This window comes from Streptomyces olivochromogenes, assembly GCF_021538895.1.
Taxonomy (GTDB): Bacteria; Actinomycetota; Actinomycetes; order Streptomycetales; family Streptomycetaceae; genus Streptomyces; species Streptomyces olivochromogenes_A.
In genome coordinates this window covers 37450-54435 of record NZ_JADDRL010000002.1, presented here as the reverse complement: position 1 = coordinate 54435, position 16986 = coordinate 37450, and the positions used below count along the sequence as shown (strand labels likewise).

13 protein-coding genes are annotated in these 16986 nt (G+C 67.6%); 4 read left to right on the top strand and 9 right to left on the bottom strand.

The window, feature by feature from the left end; translation table 11 throughout:
• Positions 1-21: 21 nt before the first annotated feature.
• On the bottom strand, positions 22-2394 hold the full coding sequence (locus tag IPZ69_RS01330) for a DUF6049 family protein (protein ID WP_235451743.1): 2373 nt from the start codon (positions 2392-2394) through the stop codon (positions 22-24).
• Between the two features lie 255 nt (positions 2395-2649).
• Between IPZ69_RS01330 and IPZ69_RS01325 the strand changes: the two genes are divergently transcribed.
• Complete coding sequence (locus IPZ69_RS01325; protein ID WP_235451742.1) at positions 2650-4092, top strand: CCA tRNA nucleotidyltransferase; 1443 nt, start codon at positions 2650-2652, stop codon at positions 4090-4092.
• Positions 4093-4194: 102 nt separating this feature from the next.
• Here the strand turns inward: IPZ69_RS01325 and IPZ69_RS01320 are convergent, their stop codons facing one another.
• From IPZ69_RS01320 to IPZ69_RS01300, 5 genes are all read right to left on the bottom strand, one after another.
• Positions 4195-4644 (bottom strand): LppU/SCO3897 family protein, encoded by a 450-nt coding sequence (locus IPZ69_RS01320; protein ID WP_235451741.1) that lies wholly within the window; start codon positions 4642-4644, stop codon positions 4195-4197.
• Between the two features lie 172 nt (positions 4645-4816).
• Positions 4817-5602: a hypothetical protein gene (locus IPZ69_RS01315; RefSeq protein WP_235451740.1), complete on the bottom strand. Its 786-nt coding sequence runs from the start codon at positions 5600-5602 to the stop codon at positions 4817-4819.
• 153 nt (positions 5603-5755) lie between these two features.
• Positions 5756-7039, bottom strand: a complete 1284-nt coding sequence (locus tag IPZ69_RS01310; protein ID WP_235451739.1) for an MFS transporter — start codon at positions 7037-7039, stop codon at positions 5756-5758.
• Between the two features lie 94 nt (positions 7040-7133).
• A complete protein-coding gene (locus IPZ69_RS01305; protein ID WP_235451738.1) occupies positions 7134-8216 on the bottom strand; it encodes an inositol-3-phosphate synthase in 1083 nt (360 codons plus the stop codon).
• A gap of 43 nt (positions 8217-8259) precedes the next feature.
• On the bottom strand, positions 8260-8943 hold the full coding sequence (locus tag IPZ69_RS01300; RefSeq protein ID WP_235451737.1) for a PadR family transcriptional regulator: 684 nt from the start codon (positions 8941-8943) through the stop codon (positions 8260-8262).
• Positions 8944-9677: 734 nt separating this feature from the next.
• Here IPZ69_RS01300 and IPZ69_RS01295 point away from each other — a divergent pair.
• Positions 9678-11933, top strand: a complete 2256-nt coding sequence (locus IPZ69_RS01295; RefSeq protein WP_235451736.1) for a transglycosylase domain-containing protein — start codon at positions 9678-9680, stop codon at positions 11931-11933.
• Between the two features lie 129 nt (positions 11934-12062).
• Positions 12063-13571 carry a glycosyltransferase family 87 protein gene (locus tag IPZ69_RS01290; RefSeq protein ID WP_235451735.1) on the top strand — a complete coding sequence of 503 codons (1509 nt, stop codon included), beginning with the start codon at positions 12063-12065 and terminating at the stop codon, positions 13569-13571.
• A gap of 91 nt (positions 13572-13662) precedes the next feature.
• Here IPZ69_RS01290 and IPZ69_RS01285 read toward each other — a convergent pair whose 3' ends face one another.
• From IPZ69_RS01285 to IPZ69_RS01275, 3 genes are all read right to left on the bottom strand, one after another.
• Positions 13663-14694: an alanine racemase gene (locus tag IPZ69_RS01285; protein WP_235451734.1), complete on the bottom strand. Its 1032-nt coding sequence runs from the start codon at positions 14692-14694 to the stop codon at positions 13663-13665.
• 65 nt (positions 14695-14759) lie between these two features.
• Positions 14760-15881, bottom strand: coding sequence for a peptidoglycan bridge formation glycyltransferase FemX (gene femX, locus IPZ69_RS01280; protein ID WP_235451733.1), 1122 nt, complete (start codon positions 15879-15881; stop codon positions 14760-14762).
• Between the two features lie 179 nt (positions 15882-16060).
• Positions 16061-16375: a hypothetical protein gene (locus IPZ69_RS01275; RefSeq protein WP_235451732.1), complete on the bottom strand. Its 315-nt coding sequence runs from the start codon at positions 16373-16375 to the stop codon at positions 16061-16063.
• Between the two features lie 273 nt (positions 16376-16648).
• Between IPZ69_RS01275 and rpsF the strand changes: the two genes are divergently transcribed.
• Positions 16649-16939 (top strand): 30S ribosomal protein S6, encoded by a 291-nt coding sequence (gene rpsF, locus IPZ69_RS01270; RefSeq protein ID WP_005482942.1) that lies wholly within the window; start codon positions 16649-16651, stop codon positions 16937-16939.
• Positions 16940-16986 lie beyond the last annotated feature (47 nt).

Sequence of the window (16986 nt, the reverse complement as noted above, 5' to 3'; positions counted from 1 at the left end):
GCCCACCGGCCACGACATCGCTCAACGGTCCACTCTCTCACCCGTCCCGGACGGGTCGGCGCTTTCCGGTGCGGTGTCCGGTGTCGGGTCACTCGGCTGCTCCGGGTCGTCTGCCCCGGACGCGGCGTCCAACTCTTCCTTCGGACGCTCCGAGGGGGCTTCGGGGTTCTGCGGACCGTCGTCCGTGTCCTGCCCGGACTCGTCGGGACCGTCCTCGGTCGCCGCCCGGGCGGCCGCGCGCTTGCGCTGGGTGTACATCCGGAAGCCGGCGAGGACAAGCAGCAGGACACCGCCGCCGATGACCAGCATCACGGTGGGCGTGACCTCGGTCACCTTCACGTCGAACCTGACCGGTGTGCCGTACTCCTGGCCGTCCTGCGTGAACAGCTGGGCGATCACCGTCACGCGGCCGTTGGCGTTGGCCGAGGTGGGGAACTTCACCGACTGGCTGTGCCCGCCGGAGACGGTGACGGGCTGCTCCGTGTAGGGCTGGCCGCCGATCTCCAGACGGGTCGGCATGGTCGAGGTGAGCCGCAGGACGAGGTGGTCGACGCCCTGGACCAGGTTGTTCTGGACGGTCACCGGGATGGTGGCGCTGCGGCCGGACAGCTTCGTCTCGGACTTGTCGATCAGCTTGACCTGGTCGGCGAGTTGGTCGAGATACGTCTCCACTCCCAGCCGGAACCGGTCCGCCTCGACGATCCGGCCCCGCCACGCCGTCGACATCTCACGGTTCATGGCCCGCCCGAAGGGGGTGACCACCCGGGACTCGTCGGTGAGGATCACCTGGAAGTTGTCGAGCTTGTCCTGCGTCCGCGCGATCTGCTCGAAGGCCGCCCGGGGCAGCTCCTGCTTGCGCAGCGACGAGGGGTACGCGGAGGTGGAGGGGATCCGCGTGGTCGCGCCCGGGTCGGGCTTGGCCTTGGCGGTCGAGGTGAGCTCCTGGGACAGCGTCCAGTTGTTGTCCTGGAGCGCCGTGATCCCCTGGGCCATCGCCTGGGCCTGGCTGGCCGACGGCATGCGCTGCGGGGCGATGACGATGCTGCGCTGCTGGTCCGTCTGGAGGTTCAGGGCCAGGCTCTGGGCCAGGAACCGCTGGACGGCGAGGGTGGCCGAGCCCGCCTTCGTCAGGTCGCCCTCGAACGCCTCGGACAGCCGCGCGTCCGCGACCACCGCGCTCGTACCGCCGCCGATGGGGCGGGCCGCGGAGGGCGTGTAGGACAGACCGCCGGTCTCCTGGAAGCTGTCGCTGCGGGCGATCACCTTGTCGGCGCCCGCGGAGGTGGCGACCTTGATGATCGAGGGGTCCACCGCGCCGTCCACGGGCCAGGCGAAGTCCGTGCTCGGTGTGACGTGGAGCACTGTCCTGACGGTGGTGGCCGCGACGTCGGTGGCGTCCTTGAGGTGGCTCAGGGAGCCGGTGACGCTGGTGCCGTTGTGGGCGAGGGAGGCGAGGTCCGGGTCGGCGAAGGGCAGGGCGACGACCTCCTTGTCCGCCACGGCCTTCTGCAGGTCGGCCAGGAACTGCTTGGCCACCGCCTGGTGCGTGCCGGCCGTCGTGGTGTCGTTGTCGCCCTGCAGGCGGTAGCTGCGGGTCATCGCGTCCACGGAGGCCAGCAGGTCGGGATCGATCACCCAGGTGACGTCGAGTTCCCTGCCCAGCGCCAGCATCTGCGCCAGGCGGCCGCCCGGGGAGATGTCCTTGGCGAGGTCGTCGTTGAGGAAGACCGGCGTCTGCTGCTCACCGGCGCCCGTCTTCGCCGTCATGTGGACGGTGGAGATGAGCGGCCACAGGTACGTCGCCTTCGTCTTGGTGTCCGCCTCCTCCGGCTGCCACGGCAGGAAGGTCCGCTGGATGCCCAGCACCTGCTCCCACGGCTGTGCGGCGGTCTGGCCGGACAGCGAGACACCGAACTCGTAGACACCGTCCTGGCCGAGGTCGAGCTTGTCGACCGGGACGGAGATGCTGAAGTGCTGGGCGACGCCCGGGGCGAGCTTGGCGAACTTCTCCACGTACTTGCCGCCCACCTCGTTGCCGACGGAGGCCTGCAGATCGTCGGAGCGCCGGGCGATGCCGTCGATGGCCGAGCGGGTGCCCAGCGGGGCGCCCACACGCAGCCCCACGTGGGCGCCGGTGACCGACTGCTTGCCGTTGTTGGTCACCGTGCCGGAGACGGTCAGCGTGTCCCCGTCCGTGGGGACGTTCGGGCTGAGCGTGTCCAGGGAGACGGAGACCGGGTCGGAGTCCGAGGAAGCGGCCTGCGCCGACATCGCGGCGGGCAGCTGGAGTATGCCGGCCAGCAGAGGGGCTCCGGCGAGGAGTGCTCCGGCCCGCCGCAGCCAGCGGCGGGCAGGTGAGGGACTCGTCCCCAGGAAGTCTGCCGCCTCGGCCACGCGCTCGCCCGTCCCTCGTCGTCAGTGGTCGTCGGAATGTGCGTCCCCGCATGGTAACGAGGTGCGCCGAGGGGAAGTGCCGCGGTCCGCCCCACAAGATCGGGGGGACACCGGCCGTCCGCCCCGTATGTTCATTATCAAGGGGAAAGCCGCCCTAGGGCACTGTGATGTGGCTTATGGCGGTACGGGACGAGAAGTGCGTGCACGTTTAATGGGGGCGCTCCCGGCCGGGCGGGCCACGTACCCTCTTCTGTTGTGCCGAACGCCAACGAAGAGACTCCCTCTGCCCTGAGCCAGGTGCAGCAGCGCGCGGTGAGCGAGCTGCTGCGGGTGGCCCCCGTCGCCGACGACCTCGCCCGCCGTTTCCAGGAGGCCGGGTTCTCGCTCGCCCTGGTCGGCGGCTCGGTCCGGGACGCGCTGCTCGGCCGGCTCGGCAACGACCTGGACTTCACCACCGACGCCCGCCCCGAGGCCGTACTGAAGATCGTGCGGCCGTGGGCGGACGCGGTGTGGGAAGTCGGGATCGCCTTCGGCACCGTCGGCGCGCAGAAAGACGGCTACCAGATCGAGATCACGACCTACCGCTCCGAGGCGTACGACCGCACCTCGCGCAAGCCGGAGGTCTCGTACGGCGACTCCATCGAGGAGGATCTCGTCCGGCGTGACTTCACCGTCAACGCGATGGCCGTGGCCCTGCCGGAGAAGGAGTTCATCGATCCGCACGGCGGCCTTGAGGACCTGGCGGCGCGGGTGCTGCGCACCCCGGGCACGCCCGAGGAGTCCTTCTCGGACGATCCCCTGCGGATGATGCGGGCCGCCCGCTTCGCCGCCCAACTCGACTTCGAGGTGGCTCCCGAGGTCGTCGCGGCGATGAAGGACATGGCCGGTCGCCTTGAGATCGTCTCGGCGGAGCGCATCCGTGACGAACTGAACAAGCTGATCCTGTCCTCGAACCCGCGCAAGGGCCTCACGCTCCTGGTCGACACCGACCTGGCCGCCCATGTGCTGCCCGAGCTGCCGGCGCTGCGCCTGGAGAGCGACGAGCACCACCGGCACAAGGATGTGTACGAGCACACGCTGATCGTCCTGGAGCAGGCGATCGCCCTGGAGGAGGACGGTCCCGACCTGACCCTCCGCCTGGCTGCGCTGCTGCACGACATCGGCAAGCCGCGCACGCGTCGCTTCGAGAAGGACGGTCGCGTCTCCTTCCACCACCACGAGGTGGTCGGGGCGAAGATGACCAAGAAGCGCATGACGGCGCTGAAGTACTCCAACGAGCTGGTGAAGGACGTCTCACACCTGGTGGAACTCCACCTGCGCTTCCACGGCTACGGCACGGGCGAGTGGACGGACTCCGCGGTCCGGCGCTATGTGCGTGACGCCGGCCCGCTTCTCACCCGCCTCCACAAGCTCACCCGCTCCGACTGCACCACGCGCAACAAGCGCAAGGCGGCGGCGCTGTCGCGGGCGTACGACGGCCTTGAGGATCGCATCGCCGAGCTCCAGCAGCAGGAGGAACTCGACGCGATCCGCCCGGACCTCGACGGAAACCAGATCATGGACATCCTGGGCGTCGGCCCCGGCCCGGTGGTGGGCAAGGCCTACAAGCACCTGCTGGAGCTCCGCCTGGAGCACGGGCCGATGGAGCACGACGCCGCGGTGACGGCGCTCAAGGAGTGGTGGGCCGAGCAGGGCTGAGGCCACGAAAAACGGGGTCATGTTTCACGTGAAACATGACCCCGGGCAGAGTGCACTAAGGGGGATGTTTCACGTGAAACATCCCCCTCGGAGTGGGTGGCGCTACTTGTTGTTCCCGAGGCAGAGGACGAACGAGTCGCTGCCTTCCTTCCACTCAAGGGCCGCGGTCGTCCCCTTCACCGACTGGCAGGCGAGCTGGGACACGCTGGTGCTGCCGTCCTTCTTGAGCACCTTGTAGTCCGCCTTGGAGTCGCTGCAGTCCAGCTGCTTGATCTCCGGGGAGGTGTCGCTTCCCGTGTTCGTCAGGCAGTCGCCGACAGCCAGCTTCTTGCTGTCGTCGTCGTTGTTCAGGTAGTAGCCACCTGCCACGACGGCGAGACCGAGGATGATGCCGCCTATGCGCAGGTACTGCCTGACGCTCCGCTTCGGCTTCTGCGGCGGCATCGGGGCGGTCGGGGCGCCGGGCTGGGGAGGGTAGGGCGCCTGACCCTGCTGGGGGTAGCCGCCCTGCGGCGGGTACGGAGCCTGGCCCTGGGGCGGCGGAGTCGTCACTTTGGGGTCCCCCTAGAACGTGGGTGCGCATGGCGCGAGATAAGACCCACGTAAGTTAGCGGCTCCCGCTGACAACCCTGTAACCCAGAAGGACTCTGTTTCCTTGATGTGACACTTACCGGAGTCCAAAGGGGGCCATAGCCACCGCAACCGCCACCTTCAGCTGTCGCGCCTACACGTTGTGCAGGTAGTAGTTGGTGAGCTTGCCGTAGACGTTGGCCTGCATCCACTGCTTCTTGTCGACCTGAAAGACGGCCCCCCGGAACACCGCGCTTCCCTCCCAGATGACCGAGGCCTCGGCGTTGTGGCCGCGACTGCAGTGACCGTGCCGCTGGCACCAGCTCCAGTCACTCAGCCACTTCTTGGGCCTGTCGTGGGAGAGGTTGATGGCACCGCTGAGGTTCTTCTTGCTGGCTTCGGCGTCGATCGCCTTCGTGATGTCGCGCCCGTTGCTGTAGAACTTCACCGACAGGTTGAGCTTGATGATCTTTATGCCCAGGGCCTTGATGTAGGTGGTGTAGGTAACCTCGTGATTTCCCTTGGGCAGGGGGTGCGAAGCGGCGGAAATGCCGCTGATGGTTCCCTCCTGTCCGACGATGACATCGCCTCCGTGCAGCGAAACCTTACTGCCAGTGTTTCGGGAGGACACGGAAATCCCGGCCCCCTGGTCCGAGGTCTTGTCGAGGAGCGCCTTGAGTACAGCCGGATCGTGCAGGTAGCCGACGAACTTGTTCTGGTCCGCCGGCGAAAGACGCTGGAATTGCTTGAGGGCGTCGGCGGAACCCTCTTCGTGGGAGTGGCGCAGGTAGTTGGCGTATGCCGCCGGAGTGGCAGCAGGGTCGTTGTACTTGGCCACGGCCGGGTGGGCCCCGGTGGCGGAAGCCTGCGCCGCCGTCCCGGCGAGAATACCGACAGTGCCGAGTGCGGCGGCAATTCCGCGCATGGTGCGAGTCTTCATGTAGTTTCCCCGTTTTCAGAAATTCCTCGTCGTGCTCGGGCTGGTCGTTTGCCCGGCACTGAATGACATCCTTGTAGTTCGACTTCCCCGGGAGCAAGGGAATTGAGGTTCATCAGAGGGAAGCGAGCAGCTGTTCAGGGTGTGCTTCCGGAGTCACTCCGATGTCGATCCGATTCGGCGCGCGTCAAACCGGAACATAAAGGTGGCCACCACTGCATAGACAACGGCGACCGTGATCACCAGGACCGTCGAGCGGCCGTCCGGGGGGAGCATCAGGGCGGCCACCGCCGCGGCGCCGACGAAGGCGACGTTGAAGAGGACGTCGTACACGGAGAAGATCCGGCCCCGGAAGGCGTCGTCCACGCAGGACTGGACGATCGTGTCCGTGGAGATCTTCGCTCCCTGGGTGGTCAGGCCCAGGACGAAGGCGGCGATCAGCATGGGGGCGGTGGCGAAGGGCAGACCGAGGGCGGGTTCCAGGATCGCGGCCGCCGCGGCGCACACAGCGATCCAGCGGCGTGGACCGAGCCGGCCCGCCGCCCAGGGCGTCACGACGGCCGCCGCGAGGAAGCCGGCCCCCGAGAGCGCCAACGCCACTCCCAGGAGGCGGAGCCCCTCGTCGGGGCCTGAGGAGAGGGCGTACCGGCAGAGCATCAGCACCATGACCAACAGCGCGCCGTAGCAGAAGCGCATCAGGGTCATCGCGAACAGTGCCCACGCGGCCTCCCGGCGTTCCGGTCCGGCGAGGTGCCGTATGCCCGACACGAGGTCGCGGGCGGTTCCCACGAGCGCCGCACGCAGCCGCGGACGCAGCATGGCCTGGTCCGGGCCCAGCAGTTCCGGGCGCATGGTGAGCGATGCGAGCGCCGCACTCAGATAGAGGAGAGCGGCGAGCAGTACGACGGCCGCGTCGGTGTCCGCCACCACCAGACGTACGGCCAGGGCGAGTCCGCCGCCGGCGGTCGCGGCGAGCGTTCCGGCGGTCGGGGACACGGAGTTGGCCATCACCAGCCGCTCGGCGTCCACCACCCGCGGCAGGGCGGCGGACAGACCCGCGAGGATGAACCGATTGACGGCGGTCACGCACAGCGCGGAGAGATAGAAGAGCCAGTCCGGGACCGAGGCGACCATCAGCACGGCGGTCGCCACCGCCATCACCGCGCGCAGCAGATTGCCGTAGAGGAAGACCTGGCGACGCCGCCAGCGGTCCAGCAGGACGCCCGCGAACGGTCCGACGAGGGAGTACGGAAGCAGCAGCACCGCCATCGCCGAGGCGATCGCGGTGGGCGAGGTCTGTTTCTCGGGGGAGAAGACGACGTACGTGGCGAGAGCGATCTGGTAGACGCCGTCGGCGCCCTGGGAGAGCAGGCGTACGGAGAGCAGGCGTCGGAAGTCCCTGAGGCGCAGCAGGACGCGCAGGTCGCGGACGACAGGCATGAGGCACAGCCTCACACACGGGGAGGGTCCCCGGGTCGTAGAACCCGGGGACCCTCACAGCCCTGGCAGGAGCGTTCTCGGACGAGCGCCGGATTTAGCGCTCGACCTCGCCGCGGATGAACTTCTCGACGTTCTCGCGGGCCTCGTCGTCGAAGTACTGGACCGGCGGGGACTTCATGAAGTACGAGGAGGCCGAGAGGATCGGGCCACCGATGCCGCGGTCCTTGGCGATCTTCGCGGCGCGCACGGCGTCGATGATGACACCCGCGGAGTTCGGGGAGTCCCAGACCTCCAGCTTGTACTCCAGGTTCAGCGGGACGTCACCGAAGGCGCGACCCTCCAGACGGACGTACGCCCACTTGCGGTCGTCCAGCCAGGCCACGTAGTCCGACGGGCCGATGTGGACGTTCTTCTCGCCCAGCTCACGGTCGGGGATCTGGGAGGTGACGGCCTGCGTCTTGGAGATCTTCTTGGACTCCAGGCGCTCGCGCTCGAGCATGTTCTTGAAGTCCATGTTGCCGCCGACGTTCAGCTGCATCGTGCGGTCCAGGATGACACCCCGGTCCTCGAACAGCTTCGCCATGACGCGGTGCGTGATGGTGGCGCCGACCTGCGACTTGATGTCGTCACCGACGATCGGCACGCCCGCCTCGGTGAACTTGTCCGCCCACTCCTTGGTGCCGGCGATGAAGACCGGGAGGGCGTTGACGAAGGCGACCTTGGCGTCGATGGCGCACTGGGCGTAGAACTTCGCCGCGGCCTCGGAGCCGACGGGCAGGTAGCAGACGAGGACGTCGACCTGCTTGTCCTTCAGGACCTGGACGACGTCGACCGGCTCGGCCTCGGACTCCTCGATGGTCTGGCGGTAGTACTTGCCGAGGCCGTCGAGGGTGTGGCCGCGCTGGACGGTGACACCGGTGTTGGGCACGTCGCAGATCTTGATGGTGTTGTTCTCGGAGGCGCCGATGGCGTCCGCGAGGTCGAGGCCGACCTTCTTCGCGTCGACGTCGAAGGCGGCGACGAAGTCGACGTCACGCACGTGGTAGTCGCCGAACTGCACGTGCATCAGGCCGGGGACCTTGGACGCCGGGTCGGCGTCCTTGTAGTACTCGACTCCCTGCACCAGCGACGCGGCGCAGTTGCCGACGCCGACGATGGCTACGCGAACCGAACCCATTCCGGTTGCTCCCTGTGTGTACGAGTGAGGCCCTGAGTGGGCTTCACGTGGCGGTGTCGCCGGGCGTATCCGTCCCAGGGGTGTCCCCAGGACGGGGCAGGCCGCCCGTCGATCCATTGGTGGTGTCCTGCTGAGCGGACCCCCCGGAAGCGGAACCCTTGAGGTCCCTCCCGGCCCGCTCGCTCTCGATGAGCTCGTTCAGCCAGCGCACTTCGCGCTCCACGGACTCCATTCCGTGGCGCTGGAGCTCAAGCGTGTAGTCGTCGAGGCGCTCCCGGGTGCGTGCCAGCGAGGCGCGCATCTTTTCGAGGCGCTCCTCCAGCCGGCTGCGGCGGCCCTCCAGTACGCGCATGCGTACGTCGCGTGACGTCTGCCCGAAGAAGGCGAAGCGGGCGGCGAAGTGCTCGTCCTCGTACGCGTCGGGGCCCGTCTGCGAGAGCAGTTCCTCGAAGTGTTCCTTACCATCCGCGGTCAATCGGTAGACGATCTTCGCGCGGCGCCCCGCGAGGGGGGCGGCGTGGGCGTCCTCGTGGGAGCTCCCCGATTCCTCGATCAACCAGCCGTTGGCGACCAGCGTCTTGAGGCAGGGGTAGAGCGTCCCGTAGCTGAACGCACGGAATACGCCCAGTGACGTATTGAGTCGTTTGCGCAGCTCATAGCCGTGCATGGGTGATTCGCGGAGAAGGCCGAGTACGGCGAACTCAAGAATCCCGGCCCGCCGGCTCATGGTCGCCTCCTCTCGCCCTTATCTCGCGCTGATGTATCGACTCGATACATCACGACGATAGAACGGCCTTCCGGATGCGACAAGAGGGGGGACGGTGAACGGGATCACATCACCGATTCGTGGGAGGTGAGTTGCCCGATTTGGGGTGAAGTTCGGAGCTAGGCGGGTTTTGACGGTGCGTAGTCTGTGCGGCATGGATACCGCCGGGAACCAAGTGACGCCTGGGGGCGTCCTCGTCCCCGGTGCAGTACGGGTGAATGCAGAACCGACCACATCCGTACTTCGGGGGGACCGGAAACCAGCCGCCGTTTCCAGGCGCGCACGGGTGCGCCTGCCCGAGGAGTAATCGTTCGATGAGCGAGCACCGTCGCAAACCGCCGCAGCCGCAGGGAGGCGGACGTGCCGCGGCCCGACGCGGCCAGTCGTCCGGCTCGTCCCCCGGCCGCCGCGCGGCACCGCGAGGCGCCACCGGGTCTCCTTCCGACTCCTACGGGTCGGACTCCCAGGGCTCGGGAGGTGCAGAGCAGTACGGCAGCCGTGCCGAGGCGCGGCGTGCGGCACAGAGAAGCGGAGGGAGCCGCCGCAGAGCGGCCGACAATGTGGGGCCGGGCGGCAGGCGCGGCGGTCCGGGCGGACCGACCGGGCCCGGGCGCGGCAGGGGTCGCGCGACCGCACCCGGAAAGAAGCGGTTCATCGACTACCCCCGGACGGGCAGGTTCGGATGGCGCCGCTGGGTGCCCTCCTGGAAGCTCGTCACCGGACTGTTCGTCGGCTTCGTCGGCAGCCTCGTCGCCATGGTCGGCGTCGGTTACGCCATGGTCTCGATCCCCAACGAGAACGACGCGGCCCAGTCCCAGAACAACGTCTACTACTGGTCCGACGACACCCAGATGGTCGCCACCGGCACCGGTACGAACCGTCAGAACGTCACCATCGACCAGATCCCCAAGGCCATGCAGTGGGCGGTGATCTCGGCCGAGAACAAGAGCTTCTACACGGACTCCGGCGTCGACCCCATGGGTATCGCGCGCGCCCTGGTCAACATGGCGCGCGGCGGTCAGACCCAGGGTGGTTCCACGATCACCCAGCAGTTCGTCAAGAACACCTACCTGAGCCAGGACCAGACGCTGTCCCGGAAGTTCAAGGAGATGTTCATCTCCATCAAGGTGGGGACGAAGCTCAAGAAGGAGCAGATCCTTCAGGGCTACCTGAACACCTCGTACTACGGCCGCGGCGCCTACGGCATCCAGGCCGCCGCGCAGACCTACTACGGCAAGGACGCGGTCGACCTCACGCCGAGCGAGTGCGCCGTTCTCGCCGCGCTGCTCAAGGGTCCGACGTACTACGACCCGGCCGGCAACCAGGACCTCGACAGTGCGGCGACCCCCAAGGCCAACCGCACGCGCTCCCAGGAGCGCTGGAGCTGGATCCTCGGCGAGATGCACAAGGACAAGCGCATCACCGACGAGCAGTACCAGAAGGCCATCGCGAAGTACCCCGTGCCTCAGGGCCGCAAGGCGACCAAGGGCATGACCGGCCAGATCAGCTACCTGGCCGACACGGCGAAGAAGTACGTCCTGGCCCACTCCCACATCACGGAGGCGGAGTTCGACAAGGGCGGCTTCCAGATCTACACGACCTTCGACAAGAAGAAGGTCAACGCCCTGAGCGCTGCCGTGAAGAAGATCGAGAAGCAGCGCCTCAACCCGAAGCGCCAGCTCGACAAGTACGTCCAGTTCGGTGCGGCGTCGGTGGTGCCCAATGACGGCGCGATCGTCGCGCTCTACGGCGGCGCGGGCTACGAGAACAACCACTTCACCAACAACGCCGACACCTCCGGTGTCCCCGTCGGTTCGACGTGGAAGCCGTTCGTGCTCGCGGCGGCCATGCAGTACGGCACCTACCAGTCGGACGGTGTCGGTGTCTCGCCGCTGAGCAAGTACAACGGCAATGACCATCTCAAGGTCAGAAACCAGGACGGTACATTCGTCCTGAACAAGGACAACTCGGTCTTCTATCAGAACAACGAGAGCAACCACCGCTGGGGCTACATCACCCTGCGCAAGGCGATGGAGCAGTCCATCAACACGCCGTTCGTCCAGCTCGGCTGGGACGTGGGGATGTCCCACGTGAAGGACGTGGCCAAGCGGTCCGGCATCCTGGACGGCAGCTTCGCCACGCTCAACCCGTCCTTCGCGCTCGGCACCTCGACCCCCAGCGCGATCCGTATGGCTGACGCCTACTCGACCTTCGCCGCTTCCGGCAAGCACACGGAGCCGTACTCGGTCACCAAGGTCAAGCAGGACGGGCAGGATCTGTCCGGCTTCACCAAGCCCAAGTCGACCCAGGCGATGCCGACGGATGTGGCGAACAACGTGACGGACACGCTCCAGAACGTCATCCAGAACGGTACGGGTCAGAATGCCAAGGTCCTGGGCCGTACGGCGGCCGGTAAGACCGGTACCACCGACAGCAACAAGTCGGCCTGGTTCGTCGGCTACACCCAGCAGCTGTCGACGTCCGTCGCGATGTTCCGCGAGAACCCCAAGGACCACGAGCTGCTCTCCATGAACGGCACGGCGGGCGTCGCGTCCATCCACGGTGGTGACATTCCGACGTCCGTGTGGACCGAGTACATGAAGGCCGCGCTCAAGGGGAAGTCCGACCCCGGCTTCCCGGACGCCGAGAAGATCGGTGAGATCACCGACGAGGCGGGCGCTCCCTCCCCGACTCCGTCCATCACCATCACGCCGAGCCAGACGCCCAGCGACACGCCGAGCCCCACGCCCAGTGAGACGGAGACGTCGCCGTCGCCCACGCCCAGCGACACCTGCAATGGCGGCCTGGGCAACTGGAAGTGCGACAACAGCGGAGGCCAGGACGGTGGCAGCACGGGTGGAGTCACCCCCTCTCCGACGGCCACCGATACGAGTGGAACGAGTACGAGAGGTAACGGGAACGGAGGCATCTTCGCCGGGCAGAACGGCTAGCCGAGGCCTCGGCCGATGAGCGGTCATATCGCCCGCCATGGGTGTTTCACGTGAAACACGGGCCGCCGCACCCCACCGGGTGCGGCGGCCCTCGGCGTTTTCTCAGACAGGTACGGCAGGATGTGGCCCATGCCCAGTGCAGAAACGACGCCCGCGAGCGTGCACGAGCCGGAACCGGTGCGGCCGACCCGCGAGGACGAGATCGCCGCGGCCGGCAGCGAGCTGATCGGCGGCCCCATCGGGCGGCGCGCCCTGCTCGGGACGTCCTGGTGGACCCCCGTACGGATCGTCACGCTGGTGGCGATCGGCATGTTCGCCCTCGGCCTGGTCCAGAAGCTGCCCTGCTACGACGGCGGCTGGTTCTTCGGTGCCAGTTCGCAGTACACGCACGCGTGCTACTCGGACATCCCGCACCTCTACCAGGGGCGCGGCTTCGCCGACGGACGCGTGCCGTACTTCGACAAGCTCCCCGGCGACATGGAGTACCTCGAATACCCGGTGCTCACCGGTGTGTTCATGCAGGTCGCCGGCTGGCTCACGCCCCATAGCGGCAGCATCCAGCACCAGGAGCAGTGGTACTGGTTCGTCAACGCCGGGCTGCTGATGGCGTGCGCCGCCGTGATCGTGGTCTGTGTGAGCCGTACGCACGCCCGGCGGCCCTGGGACGGCCTGCTGGTCGCCCTGGCGCCCGCCTTCGCGCTCACCGCCACCATCAACTGGGACCTGCTGGCGGTCGCTCTGACGGCCGCGGCGATGCTGATGTGGGCGAGAGGCCGTTCCCTCGCGTTCGGCGTCCTGCTGGGCCTTGCAACGGCCGCCAAGCTGTATCCGGTGCTGCTGCTCGGCCCGCTGCTCGTGCTGTGCTGGCGCGCGGGCAAGTGGCGGGACTTCGGCAAGGCCCTGGGCGGCGCGGCGCTCGCCTGGCTCGTGGTGAACCTGCCGGTGATGATGTTCGCCTTCGAGGGCTGGTCGAAGTTCTACACGTTCAGTCAGGAGCGGGGCGTGGACTTCGGGTCCCTCTGGCTGATCTGGGCGCAGAACACGAGCAACCCGCCCTCCACCGACACCGTCAACATGCTCGCCACGCTGCTGATGCTGCTGTGCTGCGCGGGTATCGCGGCGGTCACCTTCACCGCCCCGCGCCGGCCCCGCTTCGCCCAGCTCGCGTTCCTGATCGTGGCGGCCTTCATCCTCACCAACAAGGTCTACTCGCCCCAGTACGTGCTGTGGCTGGTGCCGCTGGCGGTGCTGGCCCGGCCGAAGTGGCGGGACTTCCTGATCTGGCAGCTGTGCGAGGTGGCGTACTTCCTGGGGATCTGGATGTACCTCGCCTACACGACCAGCGGAGACGCCCACAAGGGTCTGCCCACCCACGGTTACCACTGGGCCATCGCGGTGCACCTGCTGGGCACGCTCTACCTGTGCGCGATGGTCGTGCGGGACATCCTCATGCCGGAGCGGGACGTGGTGCGCCGGTCCGGCGACGACGACCCGTCGGGCGGGGTGCTCGACGGTGCCGAGGACGTCTTCGTCCTCGGTGCGGCGGCCCATCCCCCGCGCCACGCCGCCCACTTCGACGGTCCCCCGGTAGAGTGGGGCAGCCAGGGGCAGGGCCCCTCCCACGACCGTTCGCTCTGAGCGAACAAGGGTCGCCGCCGACCGGCCCAGGACACGGAAAAGGCCGTACACGGGAGAACCGTGTACGGCCTTTCGGCTGCCAGAAGGCTTCTCAGCGGTCCACGATCCGGTCGAACTGGGTGGTGGTGTGCCGCAGATGGGCCACCAGCTCCTCGCCGACCTTCGGCTCGGGCGCGTCCGCCGGCACGAACAGGATCGACACCTGCATGTGCGGCGGCTCCGCGAACCAGCGCTGCTTGCCGCCCCAGACGAACGGAGAAAGGTTCCGGTTCACCGTGGCCAGGCCGGCCCGCGCGACGCCCTTGGCGCGCGGCATGACGCCGTGCAGGGCCTTCGGGGCCTCCAGGCCCACTCCGTGCGACGTGCCGCCCGCCACGACCACCAGATAGCCGTCGGAGGCCGCCTTCTGCTGGCGGTAGCCGAAGCGGTCGCCCTTGGCGACGCGGGTGACATCCAGGACGGCGCCGCGGTACTCGGTGGCGTCGTGGTCCCCCAGCCACAGCCGCGTGCCGATGCGGGCGCGGAACCGGGTCTGCGGGAACTGCTGCTGCAGCCGGGCGAGTTCGTCGGCCTTGAGGTGGCTGACGAACATCGTGTGCAGCGGCAGCCGGGCCGCGCGCAGCCGGTCCATCCAGCCGATGACCTCCTCGACGGCGTCCGAGCCGTCGGTGCGGTCCAGCGGCAGGTGGATGGCGAAGCCCTCCAGCCGGATGTTCTCTATGGCGGAGTGCAGCTGCGGAAGGTCCTGCTCACTGATGCCGTGCCGCTTCATCGTGGACATCACCTCGATGACCACACGGGCACCCACGAGGCCGTACACGCCGTCGATGGACGACACCGAGCGGATGACCCGGTCGGGCAGCGGAACGGGCTCCTCGCCGCGCCGGTAGGGCGTCAGCACCAGCAGGTCGCCGCCGAACCAGTCCTTGATGCGCGCGGCCTCGTACGTCGTGCCGACGGCGAGGACGTCCGAGCCCAGCCGCGTGGCCTCCTCGGCCAGCCGTTCGTGCCCGAAGCCGTAGCCGTTGCCCTTGCAGACCGGGACGAGTGCCGGGAACTGCTCCTGCACGTGCTTGTGGTGCGCCCGCCAGCGCGCGGTGTCGACGTAGAGCGTGAGCGCCATGGCCGGACCTGGAACCTTTCTGGTGGCTGCGGTGTGTCAGAGGTATGGAATCACTGAATGTGACGTCAGCGGCGCGACATGTAGATGTCGAGCGCCTTGTGGAGCAGCTTGTTCAGCGGGAAGTCCCACTCGCCGAGGTATTCGGCGGCCTGCCCACCGGTGCCCACCTTGAACTGGATCAGGCCGAAGAGGTGGTCGGTCTCGTCGAGCGAGTCGGAGATGCCGCGCAGGTCGTAGACGGTGGCGCCGAGCGCGTAGGCGTCGCGCAGCATCCGCCACTGCATCGCGTTCGAGGGCCGGACCTCACGGCCGATGTTGTCGGAGGCGCCGTAGGAGTACCAGACGTGTCCGCCGACGATCAGCATCGTCGCTGCTGAAAGGTTCACGCCGTTGTGGCGGGCGAAGTACAGCCGCATGCGGTTGGGGTCCTCGGTGTTGAGGGCCGACCACATGCGCTGGAAGTACGACAGCGGGCGCGGCCGGAAGTGGTCGCGCACGGCCGTGATCTCGTACAGCCGCTGCCACTCCTCCAGGTCCTGGTAGCCGCCCTGGACGACCTCGACACCGGCCTTCTCGGCCTTCTTGATGTTGCGGCGCCACAGCTGGTTGAAGTTCTTGTGGACCTCTTCCAGGGAGCGGTTGGCCAGCGGCACCTGGAAGACGTAGCGGGGCTGCACGTCACCGAAGCCGGCACCGCCGTCCTCGCCCTGCTGCCAGCCCATGCGGCGCAGCTTGTCCGCCACCTCGAAGGCGCGCGGCTCGATGAAGTCGGCCTCGATGTCGCGCAGGCGCTTCACGTCCGGGTCCTGGATGCCCTGCTTGATGGAGTTGGCCTCCCAGCGCCGGATGATCACCGGCGGGCCCATCTTCACGGAGAAGGCGCCCTGCTGCTTCAGGTGGGCCAGCATCGGCTGGATCCAGTCGTCCAGATTCGGCGCGAACCAGTTGATGACCGGACCCTCGGGAAGGTAGGCGAGGTAGCGCTTGATCTTGGGCAGCTGGCGGTAGAGGACCAGGCCCGCGCCGACCATCTCGCCGGTGCGGTCGTCGAACCAGCCCAGGCTCTCGGAGCGCCACTCCGCCTTGACATCGGCCCAGGCCGGGACCTGCATGTGGCTCGCCGCTGGCAGGCTCTGGATGTAGGCCAGATGCTGCTCGCGGCTGATGGTCCTCAGGGTCAGGCTCATGTCGGGGCGCTCCTCGGGCTGGTGTGTCCCCATGGGTACAGGGGCTCCGGCTCTCGCGCCGAAGCCTACTGCGCCGTGCGAGCGCCCCGACTGGGCGTACGAGACCTTCGCCCCGGCTTGCCGACCGCCAGGGCGTTCGAGGGTGTTCTATCGATGTTCGGAGGAGTCTGTCCGGACGGTCAACCGATTCCGCCGAACAGACCGCCGTGTGCCATGCCGAGGTAGAAGCCGACAGCCGAGGCACCGAGACCCAGGATCAGACCGAGGCGCTCACGCGTGGTCTCCGAGATCCACTGTCCGTACGCGCCGGTGAAGATCCCCACCAGGCCCGTCCAGGAGCTGAGCAGGTGGAGACTGTCGAACATCGCCGTGATGAAGGACGTCAACCCCAGAACCAGCGTCACCACGGTCAGCGCGTCCTGGAGCGGATGGGGTTTGCCGTCCGTCGCGAGGAAGGATCCGGCGGTGTTGGGTCGCAATGCCTGTTGTGCCATGGGGCACCTCCTGCGGAAGGCGGCGCATCGTAGCGCCTTACACACCCGACGTGTACAGACTGACGGTCCTTGCCGCCGGATTTCAACCGGAAGCCGGTGTGCGGGTACTCTGTACCGTCTGCACGGGTGTCTGCCCAGGCCGCGACAGGGACTCCCCACGGGAGTCCCGATTGTCAGTGGCGGCTGTTTTACTCAGACACTGTTGCGTACGCATCACAACCCTCCTGCCACGGAACGACCGTGGCCGCTGAGTCCAAAGGAGGTGGGTTCCACATGCGTCACTACGAGGTGATGGTCATCCTCGACCCCGATCTGGAGGAGCGCGCTGTCGCCCCCCTGATCGAGAACTTCCTCTCCGTCGTCCGTGAGGGCAACGGCAAGGTGGAGAAGGTCGACACCTGGGGCCGTCGTCGTCTCTCGTACGAGATCAAGAAGAAGCCCGAGGGCATCTACTCGGTCATCGACCTGCAGGCCGAGCCTGCGGTCGTCAAGGAGCTCGACCGCCAGATGAACCTGAACGAGTCGGTCCTCCGGACCAAGGTCCTCCGCCCCGAGACCCACTGAGCTCTCCCGCTCAGCTGATCTCGGGATTCGAGTAGCAGCAAGCAGCC

What these genes read in the sequence shown, in the direction of transcription:
- IPZ69_RS01310 (WP_235451739.1), bottom strand. Translation starts at nt 7,039, where the DNA reads ATGCCTGTCGTCCGCGACCTGCGCGTCCTGCTGCGCCTCAGGGACTTC.
- rpsF (WP_005482942.1), top strand. Translation starts at nt 16,649, where the DNA reads ATGCGTCACTACGAGGTGATGGTCATCCTCGACCCCGATCTGGAGGAG.
- IPZ69_RS01290 (WP_235451735.1), top strand. Translation starts at nt 12,063, where the DNA reads ATGCCCAGTGCAGAAACGACGCCCGCGAGCGTGCACGAGCCGGAACCG.
- femX (WP_235451733.1), bottom strand. Translation starts at nt 15,881, where the DNA reads ATGAGCCTGACCCTGAGGACCATCAGCCGCGAGCAGCATCTGGCCTAC.
- IPZ69_RS01300 (WP_235451737.1), bottom strand. Translation starts at nt 8,943, where the DNA reads ATGAGCCGGCGGGCCGGGATTCTTGAGTTCGCCGTACTCGGCCTTCTC.
- IPZ69_RS01285 (WP_235451734.1), bottom strand. Translation starts at nt 14,694, where the DNA reads ATGGCGCTCACGCTCTACGTCGACACCGCGCGCTGGCGGGCGCACCAC.
- IPZ69_RS01315 (WP_235451740.1), bottom strand. Translation starts at nt 5,602, where the DNA reads ATGAAGACTCGCACCATGCGCGGAATTGCCGCCGCACTCGGCACTGTC.
- IPZ69_RS01275 (WP_235451732.1), bottom strand. Translation starts at nt 16,375, where the DNA reads ATGGCACAACAGGCATTGCGACCCAACACCGCCGGATCCTTCCTCGCG.
- IPZ69_RS01305 (WP_235451738.1), bottom strand. Translation starts at nt 8,216, where the DNA reads ATGGGTTCGGTTCGCGTAGCCATCGTCGGCGTCGGCAACTGCGCCGCG.